Source organism: Mitsuaria sp. BK041, assembly GCF_014193085.1.
Lineage (GTDB): Bacteria > Pseudomonadota > Gammaproteobacteria > Burkholderiales > Burkholderiaceae_C > Roseateles.
Window position 1 is genome coordinate 496391 of record NZ_JACHYT010000001.1, and the last position, 15468, is coordinate 511858.

The window sequence follows — 15468 nt, forward strand, 5'->3', positions numbered from 1 at the left end:
TCAGGCGGCCGCGGTTTCGGGGTTCGGGGCGTCGTCCGGGTCCGGCGATGCGTCGGCCGCGGCGCCGCCCGGAGCGCCCTTGCGGGCGCCCTGCGGCTTGCGCAGCCACAGGTAGAGGCCGCTGCCCAGCACGACGATGGTCGCCACGTCCAGCAGCGCCCACAGGATCTTCATCGGCATGCCGCCGTAGTCGCCGAAGTGCAGTGGCTGCGAGACCAGCAGCGCGGTGAGGTACCAGGGCAGTTCCGGCGCCGCTGTCAGCTGCGCCGTCCGGGCGTCCACCAGCAGCGGCTGCAGCAGCCGCGAGGTCAGCGGCGTGGTGCCCTTCAGGAAGATCGTGTTGTGGTGCGGGCTGGAGAAGGCCGTGCCCGGGAAGGCGATGAACGAGACCTTGCGCTGCTGGCCGTGATGCATCGCGGTGTCGAGCGAGGCCTGCAGCGGACCGCGGTCCCTGGCCGCGAGCAGCGGCTGGCCCTGGTAGGGGGCGAGCAGCGTGGAGACCTCGGTGTACTGCCAGTACTTCACCAGCAGGTCGGCCCAGGTGTTGATCATCCCGGTCGCGCCGACGACGAAGCACCACACCAGCGTGACGATGCCCACGAGGTTGTGCAGGTCCAGCCACTTGACGCGGGTGGAGCGGTCCTTGCGCACCGCGCCGAAGTCCAGCTTGCGCATGAACGGCGCATACAGCACCACGCCGCTGACCAGCGCGATCAGCAGCAGCAGGCCCATGAAGCCGAGGAAGAGCTTGCCCGGCAGGCCCGCGAACATGTTCACGTGCAGGCGCAGCATCAGGTCCATGAAGCCCTCGCCGACGCGGTACTCGCGCACCACCAGGCCGGTGCGGGCGTCGACGGCGACGGACTTGAAGTCCTCGGTCGGCGCCGGCGTCGGCGCGAGCGTGAACCACCACAGGCGCGGGTCGTCCTCGTTCTCGCCGGCGTACTGGATGACACGGGTCGGATGCACCGCGTTCGCGGCCTTGGCCATGACGTCCAGCGAGACCCGCTGCGCGTCCATGGCGGCGGGCAGCACGGGGGCCTCGATCTCGTCGCCGAGCAGGTGGCCGATCTCGTGATGGAAGATCAGCGGCAGCCCGGTCAGGCACAGCAGCAGCATGAACAGCGTGCAGACCAGGCTGGTCCACTTGTGGAACCAGCTCCAGACGCGGATGGCGCGCGAGCTCAGCATCGTCGTGTCCTCAGAAGTCGGCCGCCAGGCTCAGGTTGACGCTGCGCGGCTGGCCGACGACCAGGTAGCTCTGGTCCGGATAGCCGCCCGCGGACGCCCAGTACTTGCGGTTGGTGAGGTTGTCGATCCGCGCACGCAGCGTGAGCAGCGTGCCCTGCACCTCGAACAGATAGCGCGCGCCCGCGTCCAGGCGGGTCCAGGCCGGCACGCGCAGCGTGTTGGCGCTGTCGGCGAAGACCTTGCCGGTGTGCACGACGCGCGCGTCCAGCGCCAGGGCCTGCAGCGCGGGGACTTCCCATTCGGCGCCGAGGTTGGCCTGCACCCGCGCGATGCCCAGCGTGCGCTTGCCTTCGGTGGCGGCCACGCCGGTGCCGTGCTGCCTGGCGTCCAGCCAGGTCAGGCCTCCCAGCACCTTGAGCTCGCGGGTGGCCATGCCGAAGGCGGTCAGCTCGACGCCGCGATGGCGGTCCTCGCCCTGGGCGGTGTCCCGCGCCAGCACCGCGCGCGGCTTGTCGGTGGTGAAGTAGGAGGCGCCGAAGCCCAGGCGTCCGCCGTCGTACTTCAGGCCGACTTCCTTCTGCTTGGAGGCGTAGGGCGCCAGGTCGCGCGCCGGCTGGCCGTTCTGCGCGGCCAGGCTGTCGCCCTTGTTCAGGCCCTCGATGTAGTTGCCGTAGACCGACAGCTGCCTGGACAGGCGGTAGACGATGCCGGCGACGGGGCTGGTCTTGCTCCGGTCGTAGGTGGTGACGACGCCACCCGGCGTGATCGTGTCCAGGAAGCGGACCGTGGCGCTGATCGAGTCGACCTTGAGCGTCTGGTGACGCAGGCCCAGCGTGATCAGCAGCGAGTCGTCCAGCAGCGACAGCGTGTCGCCGATGGCGACGCTGCGGTTGCGGATGCGGGTGTTGAGCCGCGGGTCGTCGACGCTGTTGCCGACGTACACGCTGTCCGAGAACGCGGGCAGCGCGCTCCGGGCCGGCGTGTAGAGGTTGGTCGGCTGCGTGTTCAGGAAGTCCATCGCGTAGCCGTTCTTCGTGTCCAGCGAGAACACGGCCGCCGAGACCACCCATTCATGCCCGACCGAGCCGGTGCGCAGCTTGCCGCGCAGGCCGGCCTCGCCGGTGTCGACGCTGTCCTTGCGGCCGTTCTCGAAGCGGTAGAAGGTGCCGTCGCCGGTGGCGGCGTCGGTGACCGTGAGGTTGCCCAGCCGGTTCGCTTCCTTGCTGCGGCGCGCGCCGTAGGCGGCCCAGGCGGTGACGGCGTCGTTGAGGTCCCATTCGCCGCGCAGCGTGCCGAAGGCGTCGCGCTCGTTGGAATAGGTCCAGGGCTGGGCGTAGTTGGCCTTGTTGTCCGGCAGCGCCGGCATCGCGCTCAGGCCGTTGACGGTGACGCTGGGGCGCGTGCGGGTGAGCTGGTTGTCCTGCCAGCCCAGGTCGGCGCTCAGGCGGACGTCGCGGCTGCGCCAGTCCACGCCCAGCGCGACGACGCTGGTCCGCGCCTTCTCGTCGTCGACCGCGGTGCCGCCGTCGCGGTAGGCGGCGTTGAAGCGCACGCCGGTGGCCTTGTCCGGACCGAAGCGCCGCGCGACGTCCAGCGCCGCGCCGCCCGCGCCGCCGCTGCCGGCGTTCACCGTGAGGCGCGTCAGCGGCTCGACCGGCGCGCGCTTGGGCAGCAGGCTGATGTTGCCGCCGATGCCGCTGCCGTTGGGGCTCGCGCCCATCAGGAAGGCGGAGGCGCCGCGCAGCACCTCGACGCGCTCGAACAGCTCCGAGGCGATGTACTGGCGCGGCAGCAGGCTGTAGAGGCCGTTGTAGGCGACGTCGTCCGAATTCAGGATGAAGCCGCGGATGAAGTAGGCCTCCTGGAAGTTGCCGAAGCCGCGCGCGGCACGGATGCCGGGATCGTTCTGCAGCACCTCGGCGACGCTCCTGGCCTGGCGGTCCTGGATCAGCTCGTTGGTGTAGGCGGTGATCGAGAACGGGGTCTCGAGGTTGTCCTTGGTGCCGAGGATCCCGGCGCGCCCGCCGCGCGCCACCTGGCCGCCGGCATAGGCCTTGGACAGGCCCTGCTTGTCCGCGGTGGCGCTGACGGTCACCACCGGCAACTGGGAGGGCGCGTCGCCGTCCTTGTCCTTGGGAGCGTCCTGCGCGAAGGCGGCAGGGGCGGCGAGGGCGCACAGGCCCAGGGCGATGGCGAGCGCCAGCGGGCGCTTCGGGAAGTGATTCATGGGACGGGGACCTGGAGGGAGTTCTTCTTCGGGGAGGGACAGCGGCCGGCGCCGGGCCGGCACGGTATGGGTGACGGGCGTCAGGCCGCCTTGCGGGGCCGCCAGGCAAACCAGGCGATCACCGCCACCGGCACGCCCAGGCCGATCCACGACCAGACGTCGCCCCAGGCGTCCGACACCAGCGCCGACAGCAGGCCGGAGGTGCTCAGCACGCCCAGCGCGATCGGCCAGGACCAGAGACGGCGGGATTCGGGAGACCACATCGGCGGACGCTCAGCTTGCAAATAACAATTATTCGCATTCTAGAGCGAAGCGCAGCCCGGCTGGGTGGCGGGATCTCCCGTTTGGGCGGTGGGAAAGCGGAGGCTGAAAGCGCTGCCGCCCCTTTTGGGGGCGGCAGGGGGGGCGAAGGCCGGGCGACCGCTAGACGGTCGCGCGGGCGGCCGCCGCCGGGGTGGTGCGTTCGGCGCGCTCGGCGTCCTGGCGGGCGAGGTACTGGTGGATGCTGGCCACCACCTGCGCGCCTTCGCCGATCGCGCCGCCGACCCGCTTGACCGAGCCCGAGCGCACGTCGCCGACCGCGAAGACGCCCGGGATGCTCGACTCGAGCAGCTCCGGCTTGTACTGCGACAGCGGGCAGGCGCAGGCGCGGCCGGTGATGATGAAGCCGGCCTGGTCCAGTTCGAGGCCGCACTGCGAGATCAGGCCGGTCTCGGGTTCCGCGCCGATGAACATGAACAGGTGCTGCAGTGCCAGCCGGCGCTGCTGGCCGTTGCGACGGTCGCGCCAGCAGACGGCCTCCAGCGAGTCGCCGCCTTCGAGCTCGCACAGCTCCTGGTGCGGCAGCAGCTCGATGTTGGCGGTGCCCTGGATGCGGTCGATCAGGTAGCGCGACATCGTCGCCGCCAGCCCCGGGCCGCGGACCAGCATGATCACCTTGGCGGCGTGATTGGCCAGGAACACCGCCGCCTGGCCGGCCGAGTTGCCGCCGCCGACGATCACCACCGTCTGCCGGCTGCAGATGCGGGCCTCGATCGGCGAGGCCCAGTACCAGACCCCCCGGCCCTCGAAGCGCGCCAGCGCGTCGAGGTCGGGACGGCGGTAGCGCGCGCCGGTGGCGATCACCGCGGTGCGGGCCCGCACCGTGCGGCCGTCCTCCAGCGCCAGGCGCAGCTCGTCGTCCTCGCCGTGGCGCTCGCAGCTCATCTCGGTGACCTTGGCCGGGATCAGCATGTCGGCGCCGAACTTCTGGGCCTGGACGAAGGCCCGGCCCGCCAGCGCCTGGCCCGAGATGCCGGTCGGGAAGCCGAGGTAGTTCTCGATGCGCGAGCTCGCACCGGCCTGGCCGCCGAACGAGCGGCAGTCCATCACCAGCACCGACAGCCCCTCCGACGCCGCGTACACCGCGGCCGACAGGCCCGCCGGGCCGGCGCCGACGATGGCCACGTCGTAGAGCTCGGGGCGCTCGCGCATGTCGACGATGCCCATGCAGCGGGCGACCTCCTCGTCGGTCGGGTCGACCAGCACGTCGCCGCCGGGGCAGATGACCAGCATCTGCACGCCCTCGCTCATGTACTGGTCGGCGAGCGCCTTGGCGTCGTCGTTCTGGTCGGGCTCGAGCTGCTGGTGCGGATAGCCGTTGCGGCCGAGGAAACTGCGCAGCCGCATCACCGGCGCGGCCTTGGCCCGTCCGATCAGCGTCGCGCCGCTGGCGCCGGCCTCGATCAGGCCGACGCGGCGCAGGATGAAGGCGCGGGTGAGGCGCTCGCCCAGGTCGGCCTCGGCGATCAGCAGCGCGCGCAGCTGCGGCGGGCTGACCTCGACCGCCTCGACCTCGGTTTCCGCGATCGCGTCGATGAACGAGGGCCGGCCGCTGAGCTGGCCAACCTCGCCCAGGAAACCGCCCGGGCCGTGCCGGTGGATCGGCGTCACGTGGCCGAGGCTGTCACGCTGGGAGACGGTGATCTCGCCGCTGAGGATCAGGGTCATGCCCATGCCGGCATCGCCGGCACGCACGACCCACTCGCCTTGGGAATAGCGCCGGAACCGGCCGAAGCGCGCGACGCGCGCGATGTCGGCGACGCCGAGCGTGGGAAACATCTGGGCACCGCGCGTGTCGGCGATGCTGGGCTGCTGGACCTGGGCCATGGGACCTCCTGGCGCGCACCCTAACCGACGGGCGGGCCAGCGGCAAGCGCCGGACGGGAGAGCGCGGCGCGCGGCGCCGGGCGGGGGACGGACGGCCGCTGCGCCTCCGGGGGAGGGGGGTCGCCGCCGACTCTGGCACCATGGCGGCCGCCCCTTCCTTCACGATCCGTTCCGGAGCCTTCGCCATGGACCTGCCTTCCCACCAACTGACGATGACCGTGCTGATGACGCCGGACATGGCCAACTTCTCCGGCAACGTGCACGGCGGGACCATCCTGAAGCTGCTCGACCAGGTCGCCTACGCCTGCGCCAGCCGCTTCGCCGGTCGCTACACGGTGACGCTGTCGGTGGACCAGGTGATGTTCCGCCAGCCGATCCATGTCGGCGAGCTGGTCAGCTTCCTGGCCTCGGTGAACTACACCGGCACCTCGTCGATGGAGATCGGCATCAAGGTCGTCACCGAGAACATCCGCGACCAGGTGGTGCGGCATGCCAACAGCTGCTTCTTCACGATGGTGGCCGTCGGCGAGGACGGCCGGCCGGTGCCGGTGCCGCCGCTGTCGCCGAGTTCCCCCGACGAGAAGCGCCGCTGGGAAGCCGCGATCGAGCGCAAGAAGCTGCGCCAGGAACTGCAGCGCCGGCACGACGAGCTGCGCAGCTCCACCCTGCCGGGCTGAGCCGGCGGCCTCAGCCGCGCAGCTGCGCCGGATCGAGGTACTGCTGGCGGAAGGTCTCGAAGTCGACCGTGTCGGCCGCCTCGATCGCCGCCTGCGTCTCCAGCGAGGCCCGCGCCGACTGTTCGAAGCGGGCCATCAGGCCCTCGGGCATCGGCTGCGCCAGCACATGGGCGCGGGCGGCCTCGGAGCGGGCCGCGACGAAGTCCAGGTGCGAGCACCGGTGTCCGGCGCTCATCGCCGCCAGCACCCGCGCCGACGGCAGCTCGTCCGGCCGCTCCCAGCGCTCGACGGCCTGGGCGAGCGCCTCGCGGTAGAGCGAGCCGCCCAGCGCCTCGTCGATCTTGCGGGCGATCGGCGCGAAGTCGGTCAGCAGCTCGCGGCCCCAGTCGCGCAGCGCGATCTCGCCGCCGCGGCGCTCCAGCTTCAGGCCGGGCTCGCGTCCGGCCGAGGCGGTGCGGTGCTGGTTGCGGGCCAGCGCGCCGAGTTCGTCCGGCGTGTCGTTGGGGCTGTCGGTCAGCCAGCAGTGCAGCAGGAAGATGTCCAGGAAACGCATCGTGCTGGCGGCGATGCCGACCGGCTCGAACGGATCCAGGTCCATGCAGCGGACCTCGATGTATTCGACGCCGCGCTCGCGCAGCGCATGCAGGGGACGCTCACCCGAGCGGATGGTGCGCTTGGGGCGGATCGTGCCGTAGAACTCGTTCTCGATCTGCAGCAGCGTGGTCGACAGCTGGTTGTATTCGCCGCCCGGATTGACCACGCCGACCTTCTCGTAGGCGGGGTAGGGGCGGGTCAGCGCGTCCTGCAGCGAGGCGGCGTAGCCGTCCAGGCTGTTGTAGCTGACCGCCAGCGAGGCCTGCGCGTCGCTCTGGTAGCCGAGGCGGCCCATGCGCAGCGAGGTGCCGTGGGGCATGTGCAGCGTGCCGTCGGTCAGCGGCTGCAGGCCGTGCTCGCGGCCGGCGACGAAGCTGGCGCACAGCGCCGGCGACGCGCCGAACAGCGTCAGCAGCAGGAAGGAATGGCGGCGGAAGTTGCGGATCAGCGCGAAGTGGTCGGCGTTGTCCAGGCCCGGCATCGACCAGTTGTAGTGGATGCCGGAGATGGTCTGCATGCGCCGCCCGTAGCGGTGGCCCAGGCCCATCCGGTAGACGCTCTTGGCGCGGCCGATGTTGGAGGCGCCGTAGCGGCCGATGGGGATGGTTTCATCGGCGGGCAGCAGGCAGGGCATGCTCGACGCCCACATCAGTTCCTCGCCCAGGCTGCGGTAGACGGCCTGGTGGATCTCGGTCAGCTGCGCCAGGCAGGCCTCGGCGGAGGCATGCACGCCGGTGATCAGCTCCAGCTGCGACTCGCTGAAGTCGGTGGTGACCGTCTCATGGGTCAGCGCGGAGCCGAGCGCGGTCGGATGCGGCGTCAGCGCCAGCGAGGCGGCGGTCGGCAGCGCGCGCAGGCTTTCCTTCTCCACGCCGCGGCGCATGCCCGCCAGACGGGCCGGATCCAGGGCCTCCAGTCGCTTCAGCCAATCGCTCAAAACCCGCTCCTCGTTCGATGTGGGCGCGCAAGTTAACAGATGTGCACGAATCCCGCTTGACTTGGCTTTCTCGGGTTTGTGCTAAGCGGGGTGAGGCGATCGACCGGCCTTCAGCGGGTCAACGGCCGGCAATCCCTCGCAACTTGCGGGCAATCCGCAGGCCGGAGGAGGCCTCGGGGGCCCGCCCTGGGCCGGACTCGCAGCGGGCCGGCGCGGGACCCGCTCCGGTGGGGAACGCAGCGGCTCAGGCCGGCGCGCTCATCCGTCGTCGCGTGCGCCGGAGCTGCTGATCCGAGCTGAAGCCGGCGGCCAGGGCCGCCTGCGCCGGCCGCTGGCCCCGCGCCAGCTCACGCCGGGCCAGTTCAAGCCGGATCGCGCGCAGGTAGTCGAGCGGCGTGGTGCCGCCGTGCTGGGTGAAGAGCCGGGTGAGGTGGCGCGGCGTGACATGGGCGACCTCGGCCATCCGAGCCAGGCTCCAGTCCGCGCGCGGGTCGCCGCAGATCGCGTCCTGCACCCGGTGCAGCGCGGGATGCAGGTGGTGGCGGTGCGCCAGCATCGGCGACAGCTCCGGGTCCTGCGCGCCGCGCCGCAGGTAGACCACCATCACCTGCGCCACCGACGCAGCCAGCGCCTCGCCGCAGTGCTCGGCGATGAGGGCCAGCACCAGGTCGATGCCGGCCGTGATGCCGGCGCTGCTGGCCAGCGGGCCGTCGAGCACGAACACCCGGTTGGCCTGCACGTCCGCGCCGGGCGCGGCGGCGCGCAGCGCGTCGAGCGATTCATGGTGCGTGGTGCAGCGCCGGCCCTCGAGCAGCCCGGCCCGGGCCGCGAGCAGGGCGCCGGCGCAGATGCTCAGCAGCCGGCCTTCGCCGCCGGCCAGCAGCGCCGTGCCCTCGCGATGCAGCCAGCGCTCGATGCGCAGTTCCTCCTCGCGCTCGACGGCGCCCGGCGCCGGGTCGTCCGGATGCGCATGCCGGCGGCCGCTCAGGATCAGCCAGTCGCGCGGCCCCAGCGCCGGCAGCGGCTCCAGCGCGGCCAGCGTCAGGCCGACCGAGCTCGAGGCCGTCGGCGACGCGGCGCAGTAGCGCAGCCGGAAGGCTTCCGGCTCGCCGCGGCGGCGCAAGGCCTGGTTGGCGAGCCGCAGCGCCTCGGCCGCGCCGGCCAGGTCCAGCAGCAGCGTGTGGCGCTCGACCAGGATCCAGACGTCGACCGGGTTGTCGTCCGGTCGGCGCGCGGCCAGGGGAGAGTCAGGAAAGGACATCGCGGCAGTATGCCCCCGGGGCATTCGGGAATGGGGCTCAAGGGAGAGCGGGCTCCCGGCGCGGGCGAGCGCGCCGCGCCGTGGACCCGCCGACCATCAGGCCGCGACGGCGCTGCGCTGGGTGGCGCGATCGAGCGCCGCCTCGACGTCGACGATCTGCGCGAACCGGTCCTGCAGCGCCACCTCGGTGCGCAGCTTGAGCTCGTCCACGCCGACGACCACGCCGCTGGCATGCCGGATGGGGAAGGTGAGCGTCGCCTCGGTCACGTAGTCGACGGTCCAGCCCTCGTCGCTGGCGTGGCGCGTCGTCGTCTCGCAGCACTGCTCGGTGCGGATGCCCGCGACGATCAGGCGGCGGATGCCGTGCTCGGTCAGCCAGATCGACAGGCCGGTGCCGGCCAGCGCGCTGTGGCGGCGCTTGAGGAACTCGGCGGCGATGGGCACGTTGGCCAGCTCGGCCATTGGGCGCACGTGGCCGCTGACCAGCGAGAAGGGGTTGTCCGGCGTGGCCGGGCCGTCGGTGTGGAGGATGCGCACGATCGGCAGGCCGCGTGCGGCGGCGCCGGTCAGCAGCGCGTTGGTGCGGGCCATGTAGGGCTCGAAGCCGGCCGGGTCCCAGTAGGGGCGGTGGCGGAAGGATTCCTGGACGTCGATCAGCAGGACGGCGGTGTCGGCGTCGGGACGGAAGGCGGTGGCGGCGGTCATCGGGGGCTCCATCGAGCAGTGGGTGATGGACGCCATCGTGCCGACGGACGCGCGCGGCGTCGCGCCGTCGCAGGACCAGTCGCGGTCAAATCAGGACATCGGACGTGCCACGATCGCAGCCCTCACCCCCGCCCCTCTCCCGCAAGCGGGAGAGGCGGCAAGGCGGCGCGGCGCTTTCCTTGGCAGGAGGGAGAGGAGCAAGGCGGCGCGGCGCCTCGCCACTCGACCGATCAGTCCTCGCGCGTGGTGCGCTGGGCCAGCGGCAGCTTGGCCTCGAGGTCCAGCGCGTCCCAGCCCTTGCGGCCGATGCGACGCAGCGTGTCGATGTTGGCCTCGTAGATCGCGTCGGTGTCCGGCATGGTCTCGACGGCCCGCTCGATGCTCTCCTCGCGCAGCAGGTGCAGCGTCGGGTAGGGCGAGCGGTTGCTGAAGTTGTCGACGTCGTCCGCGTCGGTGCCCTCGAACTGGTAGTCGGGGTGGAAGCTGGCCACCTGCAGCACGCCGTCCAGGTCCAGGTCCTCGACCAGCGCGTCGGCCGCGCCCAGGAAGTCGTTGAAGTCCAGGAAGTCGTTGAGCACCCACGGATGGACCAGCAGCGTCGTCTCCGTCTCCTCCGGATCGGCGCGGTTGAGCGCCAGCAGCTCGCGCGCCAGGTCCTTGAGCAGTTCCTCCGGCGTGTGCGCCGCGCTGACCACGGTGCGCAGGCGCTGGTTGACCTCCACGCTCTTGGCGAAGGGGCACAGGTTCAGGCCGATCACGGCCCGCTGCAGCCAGCGCTGGGTGTCCTCGCGGACGGTCTTCTCTTGGTCGGGCGCGATCGGGGCGGTCATCGGGCGTGGGGCTGGAGTCGAAGAAGAGGGCGGGGCGCGGAGGGCGGGGGCGGCCCTCAGGCCTGGGCCGGGCGCGGCCGCTTGAACCAGGCGTCGACCAGCCGGACCCACATCGAGCCGCCCAGCGGGATCAGCTCGTCGTTGAAGTCGTAGCTCGGGTTGTGCAGCATGCAGGGCCCCAGGCCGTGGCCGCCCTCGCGGTGGCTGCCGTCGCCGTTGCCGATCAGGAAGTAGCAGCCCGGCACTTCCTGCAGGTAGTAGCTGAAGTCCTCGGCGCCCATGGTGGGCTCGAACTCCTGCACATTGGCCGCGCCCAGCATTTCGGTCAGCACGCCGCGGGCGAATTCGGTCTCGGCCGGGTGGTTGATCGTCGGCGGGTAGTTGCGGTGGAAGCTGAACTCGCACTCGACCTCGAAGGCGGTGCCCGTGGCCTCGGTCAGTTGCCGCATGCGGCGCTCGATCAGGTCCAGCGTCTCCAGCGTGAAGGTCCGCACCGTGCCCTGCAGCTCGCAGCGCTCGGGGATCACGTTGGTCGCCTCGCCGGCGTGGATCATCGTCACCGAGATCACGCCCGCGTCGATCGGCCGCTTGTTGCGGGTGATGATGGTCTGGAAGGCCTGCACCAGGTGCGCGGCCACGACCACCGGGTCGGTGCCCAGGTGCGGCATCGCGCCGTGCGCGCCCTTGCCCTTGATCACGATCTTGAATTCGTTGCTCGAGGCGAAGACCGGTCCGGTCTTGAGCGCGAACTGCCCGGCGGCCATGCCCGGCCAGTTGTGGACGCCGAACATGGCCTCCATCGGGAACTTGCGGAACAGGCCGTCCTTGATCATCTCGCGGGCGCCGCCGCCGCCCTCCTCGGCGGGCTGGAAGACGACATAGACGGTGCCGTCGAAGTCGCGATGCGCGGCCAGGTGCTTGGCCGCGGCCAGCAGCATCGCGGTGTGGCCGTCATGGCCGCACGCATGCATCTTGCCGGGATGCTTGCTCGCGTGCGCGAAGGTGTTGTGCTCGGTGATGGGCAGCGCGTCGATGTCGGCGCGCAGGCCCAGCGTGCGGCCGCTCCTGCCGCCGTCGCGGCCCGGGATGATGCCGACCACGCCGGTCTTGCCCAGGCCGCGGTGGACCTCGATGCCCCAGTCGGTCAGCGCTTTCGCGACCACGTCCGAGGTGCGGTCTTCATGGAAGCAGAGTTCAGGATGCGCGTGCAGGTCTCGTCGCAGCTTGGCGATGGCCGGCGCGTCGGCCAGGATGGGTTCGATCAGCTTCATGGGCGGGCACTCCGATGTCATCGCGACAGCGCGTCGGGCTTGCCGCGAGCCAGAAAGGCCGCGGCGCCGCTCAGGGCGGCGCCGCTGTGTCGGGCCAGTGTACCCGCCGCACCGCGAAGGTGCCCGACGCCGCCGCGCCCGTCCGGGCGATCAGCGCCGCGTCACTGCCGGATCAAGGCCGGATCAACGCTTCACGCGTCCGTCGCTGGTCAGCAGGGTCATCTCGACGAAGCTGGAGCCGACATGCTTGTTGGGCCGGAAGTTCACGTTGAAGCCGCCGAGGTTGTAGTTCTGCAGGCTGTCCAGCCCGGCGACCAGGCCCTCGCGGGTCGGGCGGGTCGCGCGGCGGATGCCCTCGCTGATGACCTTGGCGCCGATGTAGCCCTCGATGGCGGTGTAGTTGAACTTCTGGCCGGCCTTGGTCGCGGCCTGCTGGTATTCATGGACCACGCCGACCTGGGTGCCGAACGGGTAGGGCATGACCTGGCTGACCACCACGCCCATCGCGTCCTTGCCCAGTTCCTCCAGCAGCGCCTGGGTGCCGACGAAGGAGACGTTGTAGAACACGCCGCCGTAGCCGGCCTTGCGCGCGGCGCGGATGAAGGCGGCGCAGCTCTTGTAGGCGCTGATCATGACGATGGCCTCGGGCGGCGCGCCGGTCTGCACCAGGTCCTTGACCGCCTTGGCGACGTCGACGCTGTTGCGCTCGACGGTGGAGGTGGCCAGCGGCTGGATCGACAGCGGCTTCATCGCGCGCAGCACGCCGTCCAGGCCGGCCTTGCCGTAGGCGTCGTTCTGGTGGAAGACGGAGATCCGCATCAGGCCCAGGTGGGACAGCTGCTTCACGATCAGGGCGGTCTCGTCGTAATACGAGGCGCGCACGTGATAGACCCAGGGGCTGAACGGATCGCGCAGCGCCTCGGCGCCGGTGAAGGGCGCCACGAACGGGATCTTGGCCTGGTTGACCAGCGGCAGCGCGGCCAGCGAGGTCGGCGTGCCGACGTAGCCGAACAGCGCGAAGACGTCGTCGGCGATCAGCTTCTCGGTGTTGGCCTTGCAGCGGTCCGGCTCATAGCCGTCGTCCAGCGTGCGCAGCTCGATCAGGGTGCCGTTGATGCCGCCGGCGGCGTTCTGCGCGTCGAAGAAGAGCTTCGCGCCGGCCTGCATCTGCAGGCCCAACTGCGAGGCCGCGCCCGTCAGCGGCGCCGACTGGCCCAGCACGAGGCGTTTGCCTTGCGCGCGGACGGCCGTCGGGATGGGCAGGGTGGCGAGCGCGCCCAGGGCGCTGGCGGAGGCGAGGAGTTGGCGGCGATCCAAGAGAGGCTCCCAGGGGGTGCGATAGATGTTGTGGCGCCTGCCTGAGCGACTGACGCCAGGAGGCTCGACACGACCTATTTCGGCCCCCAGCAAGCGAGCTTAGCGGTTCGTGCGCCAAGCGTCGTCACCATGTTCGGTAAGAAAGCGCAAGCGTGTGGCGCCTGTGCAATAGTTGACGTTCCTCGCCCGCTCTCCAAGAACCGATCGTGAATCTTCCGCCACCGGCCCATCACCATGACGATCCGGCCCTCGCCCGGACGCCCGCACCGCCGTCGCGGGTGGTGAAGGGCGCCTGCCCGCATGACTGCCCCGACACCTGCGCCCTGCGCATCACCGTCGAGGACGGCAAGGTCGTCAAGGTGCAGGGCCAGCCGGACCATCCCAGCACCCACGGCGCGCTGTGCACCAAGGTCTCGCGCTACCCGGAGCGGACCTACCACGCGGAGCGCGTGCTGCACCCGCTCAAGCGCGGCAACGCCAAGCACGAGCCGCCGCGCTTCGAGCGCATCGGCTGGGACCAGGCGATCGCCGAGATCGCCGGCCGCCTGAAGGCGATCGCGGCGCGCGACCCGCAGGCCATCCTCCCCTACAGCTATGCCGGCACCATGGGCCTGCTGCAGGGCGAGGCCATGGCGGGTCGCTTCTTCAACCGGCTCGGCGCGTCCTGCCTGGACCGCACGATCTGCGCCTCGGCCGGCGGCGCGGCGCTGACGACCACCTACGGGCACAAGGTCGGCATGCACCTGCCGCACTTCGCCGAATCGAAGCTGATCCTCATCTGGGGCAGCAACTCGATCGCCTCCAACCTGCATTTCTGGACCTTCGCCAACCAGGCCAAGCGCGAGGGCGCGAAGCTGATCTGCATCGACCCGCGCAAGACCGAGACCGCGGACAAGTGCCACCAGCACCTGGCGCTGCTGCCCGGCACCGACGGCGCGCTGGCGCTGGGCCTGATGCACGAGCTGATCGCCCAGGACTGGCTGGACCACGACTACATCGCCCGGCATGTCGACGGCTGGGAGGAGCTGCGCGCGAAGGCGCTGGCCTGGCCCCCCGAGCGCACCGCCGCCGAATGCGGCCTGACCGCGGACGAGGTGCGCGGCCTGGCGCGCGACTACGCGACGCTGGCGCCGGCGGCGATCCGCCTGAACTACGGCATGCAGCGCGTGCGCGGCGGCGGCAACGCGGTGCGCCTGATCGCGCTGCTGCCCTGCCTGACCGGCGCCTGGCGCCATCGCGCGGGCGGGCTGCTGCTGTCGAGCTCGGGCTGGTTCGCGCCCTTCAAGAACCCGACGCTGGAGCGTCCCGAGCTGCGCGCCGGCCGGCCCTCCCGCACGATCAACATGAGCACCATCGGCGACGACCTGCTGCGCGAGGCCTCGCCCGACTTCGGGCCGCGGATCGAGGCGCTGGTCGTCTACAACAGCAACCCGGTCGCGGTGGCGCCGGAGTCGCCGAAGGTGGTGGCCGGCTTCCAGCGGCCCGACCTGTTCACGGTGGTGCTGGAGCACTTCCTGACCGACACCGCCGACCTGGCCGACTACGTGCTGCCGGCGACCACGCAGCTCGAGCACCTGGACATCCACACCAGCTACGGCCACACCGACGTGCTGGTCAACGAGCCGGCGGTCGCGCCGCTGGGCGAGTCGCGGTCCAACACGCGGATCTTCCGCGAGCTCGCCGCGGCGATGGGCTTCGACGAGCCCGCCTTCCACGACGACGACGAGGCGCTGCTGCGCCAGGCCTTCCGCGACGACATCGACCTGGCCCAGCTGCGCGAGCGCGGCTGGTTCAAGCTGCCGCTCAAGGAGGCGCCGTTCGCCGAGGGCGGCTTCCCGTCGGCCAGCGGCAAGGCCGATGCGCGCGGGGCGGACTACGTGGCCAACTACGAGAGCCGGTCCAGCGCGCCGGCGCTGGCGGCGCGGTACCCGCTGGCGATGATCTCGCCACCGGCGCGCAACCACCTGAACAGCACCTTCGTGAACGTGAAGAGCCTGCGCGACATCGAAGGCGAGCAGGTGCTCGAGATGAGCGCCGGCGACGCCGCCGCGCGCGGCCTGGCCGATGGACAGCTGGTGCGGGTCTTCAACGACCGCGGCAGCTATGCCTGCCGGCTGGACGTCAGCGCCCGCGCGCGCGAGGGCGTCGTGCACGGACTGGGCATCTGGTGGCGCAAGCTCGGCGCCGACGGCCGCAATGTCAACGAGGTGACGCACCAGCGGCTCACCGACATGGGCCGCGCGCCGTGCTTCTACGACTGCCTGGTCGAGGTCGCCGCGGCCTGAGCGCCGCGCACGGACGGCGACGCCG

12 protein-coding genes are annotated in these 15468 nt (G+C 71.3%); 2 read left to right on the forward strand and 10 right to left on the reverse strand.

Annotated elements, in window-relative coordinates; genetic code table 11:
* The 4 genes from FHT38_RS02185 to FHT38_RS02200 form a co-directional block, all read right to left on the reverse strand.
* Positions 1–1191 (reverse strand): PepSY domain-containing protein, encoded by a 1191-nt coding sequence (locus FHT38_RS02185; protein ID WP_183489473.1) that lies wholly within the window; start codon positions 1189–1191, stop codon positions 1–3.
* A 10-nt stretch (positions 1192–1201) separates the two neighbouring features.
* Positions 1202–3418, reverse strand: coding sequence for a TonB-dependent siderophore receptor (locus FHT38_RS02190; RefSeq protein WP_183489476.1), 2217 nt, complete (start codon positions 3416–3418; stop codon positions 1202–1204).
* 80 nt (positions 3419–3498) lie between these two features.
* Positions 3499–3681, reverse strand: coding sequence for a hypothetical protein (locus tag FHT38_RS02195; protein WP_091721147.1), 183 nt, complete (start codon positions 3679–3681; stop codon positions 3499–3501).
* A 160-nt stretch (positions 3682–3841) separates the two neighbouring features.
* Positions 3842–5566 (reverse strand): cyclic nucleotide-binding domain-containing thioredoxin-disulfide reductase, encoded by a 1725-nt coding sequence (locus FHT38_RS02200; RefSeq protein ID WP_183489479.1) that lies wholly within the window; start codon positions 5564–5566, stop codon positions 3842–3844.
* Between the two features lie 185 nt (positions 5567–5751).
* On the opposite strand from FHT38_RS02200, the gene FHT38_RS02205 reads away from it, so the two are divergent.
* Positions 5752–6243 carry an acyl-CoA thioesterase gene (locus FHT38_RS02205; protein WP_091721154.1) on the forward strand — a complete coding sequence of 164 codons (492 nt, stop codon included), beginning with the start codon at positions 5752–5754 and terminating at the stop codon, positions 6241–6243.
* Positions 6244–6253: 10 nt separating this feature from the next.
* Here FHT38_RS02205 and gshA read toward each other — a convergent pair whose 3' ends face one another.
* The 6 genes from gshA to FHT38_RS02235 all read right to left on the reverse strand — a co-directional run bounded on the left by gshA (position 6254) and on the right by FHT38_RS02235 (position 13158).
* Positions 6254–7720 carry a glutamate--cysteine ligase gene (gene gshA, locus FHT38_RS02210; protein ID WP_254783375.1) on the reverse strand — a complete coding sequence of 489 codons (1467 nt, stop codon included), beginning with the start codon at positions 7718–7720 and terminating at the stop codon, positions 6254–6256.
* A 298-nt stretch (positions 7721–8018) separates the two neighbouring features.
* Positions 8019–9035 (reverse strand): GlxA family transcriptional regulator, encoded by a 1017-nt coding sequence (locus tag FHT38_RS02215; RefSeq protein WP_183485054.1) that lies wholly within the window; start codon positions 9033–9035, stop codon positions 8019–8021.
* Positions 9036–9131: 96 nt separating this feature from the next.
* Positions 9132–9740, reverse strand: coding sequence for a cysteine hydrolase family protein (locus FHT38_RS02220; RefSeq protein WP_183485057.1), 609 nt, complete (start codon positions 9738–9740; stop codon positions 9132–9134).
* A 230-nt stretch (positions 9741–9970) separates the two neighbouring features.
* Positions 9971–10570, reverse strand: a complete 600-nt coding sequence (locus FHT38_RS02225) for a DUF1415 domain-containing protein (protein WP_091721170.1) — start codon at positions 10568–10570, stop codon at positions 9971–9973.
* A 56-nt stretch (positions 10571–10626) separates the two neighbouring features.
* Positions 10627–11841, reverse strand: coding sequence for a M20 aminoacylase family protein (locus FHT38_RS02230; RefSeq protein ID WP_183485060.1), 1215 nt, complete (start codon positions 11839–11841; stop codon positions 10627–10629).
* A 183-nt stretch (positions 11842–12024) separates the two neighbouring features.
* Positions 12025–13158: an ABC transporter substrate-binding protein gene (locus tag FHT38_RS02235; RefSeq protein ID WP_183489482.1), complete on the reverse strand. Its 1134-nt coding sequence runs from the start codon at positions 13156–13158 to the stop codon at positions 12025–12027.
* A 206-nt stretch (positions 13159–13364) separates the two neighbouring features.
* Here FHT38_RS02235 and FHT38_RS02240 point away from each other — a divergent pair, with 206 nt between their 5' ends.
* A complete protein-coding gene (locus FHT38_RS02240; RefSeq protein ID WP_183489485.1) occupies positions 13365–15443 on the forward strand; it encodes a molybdopterin oxidoreductase family protein in 2079 nt (692 codons plus the stop codon).
* Positions 15444–15468: the final 25 nt, after the last annotated feature.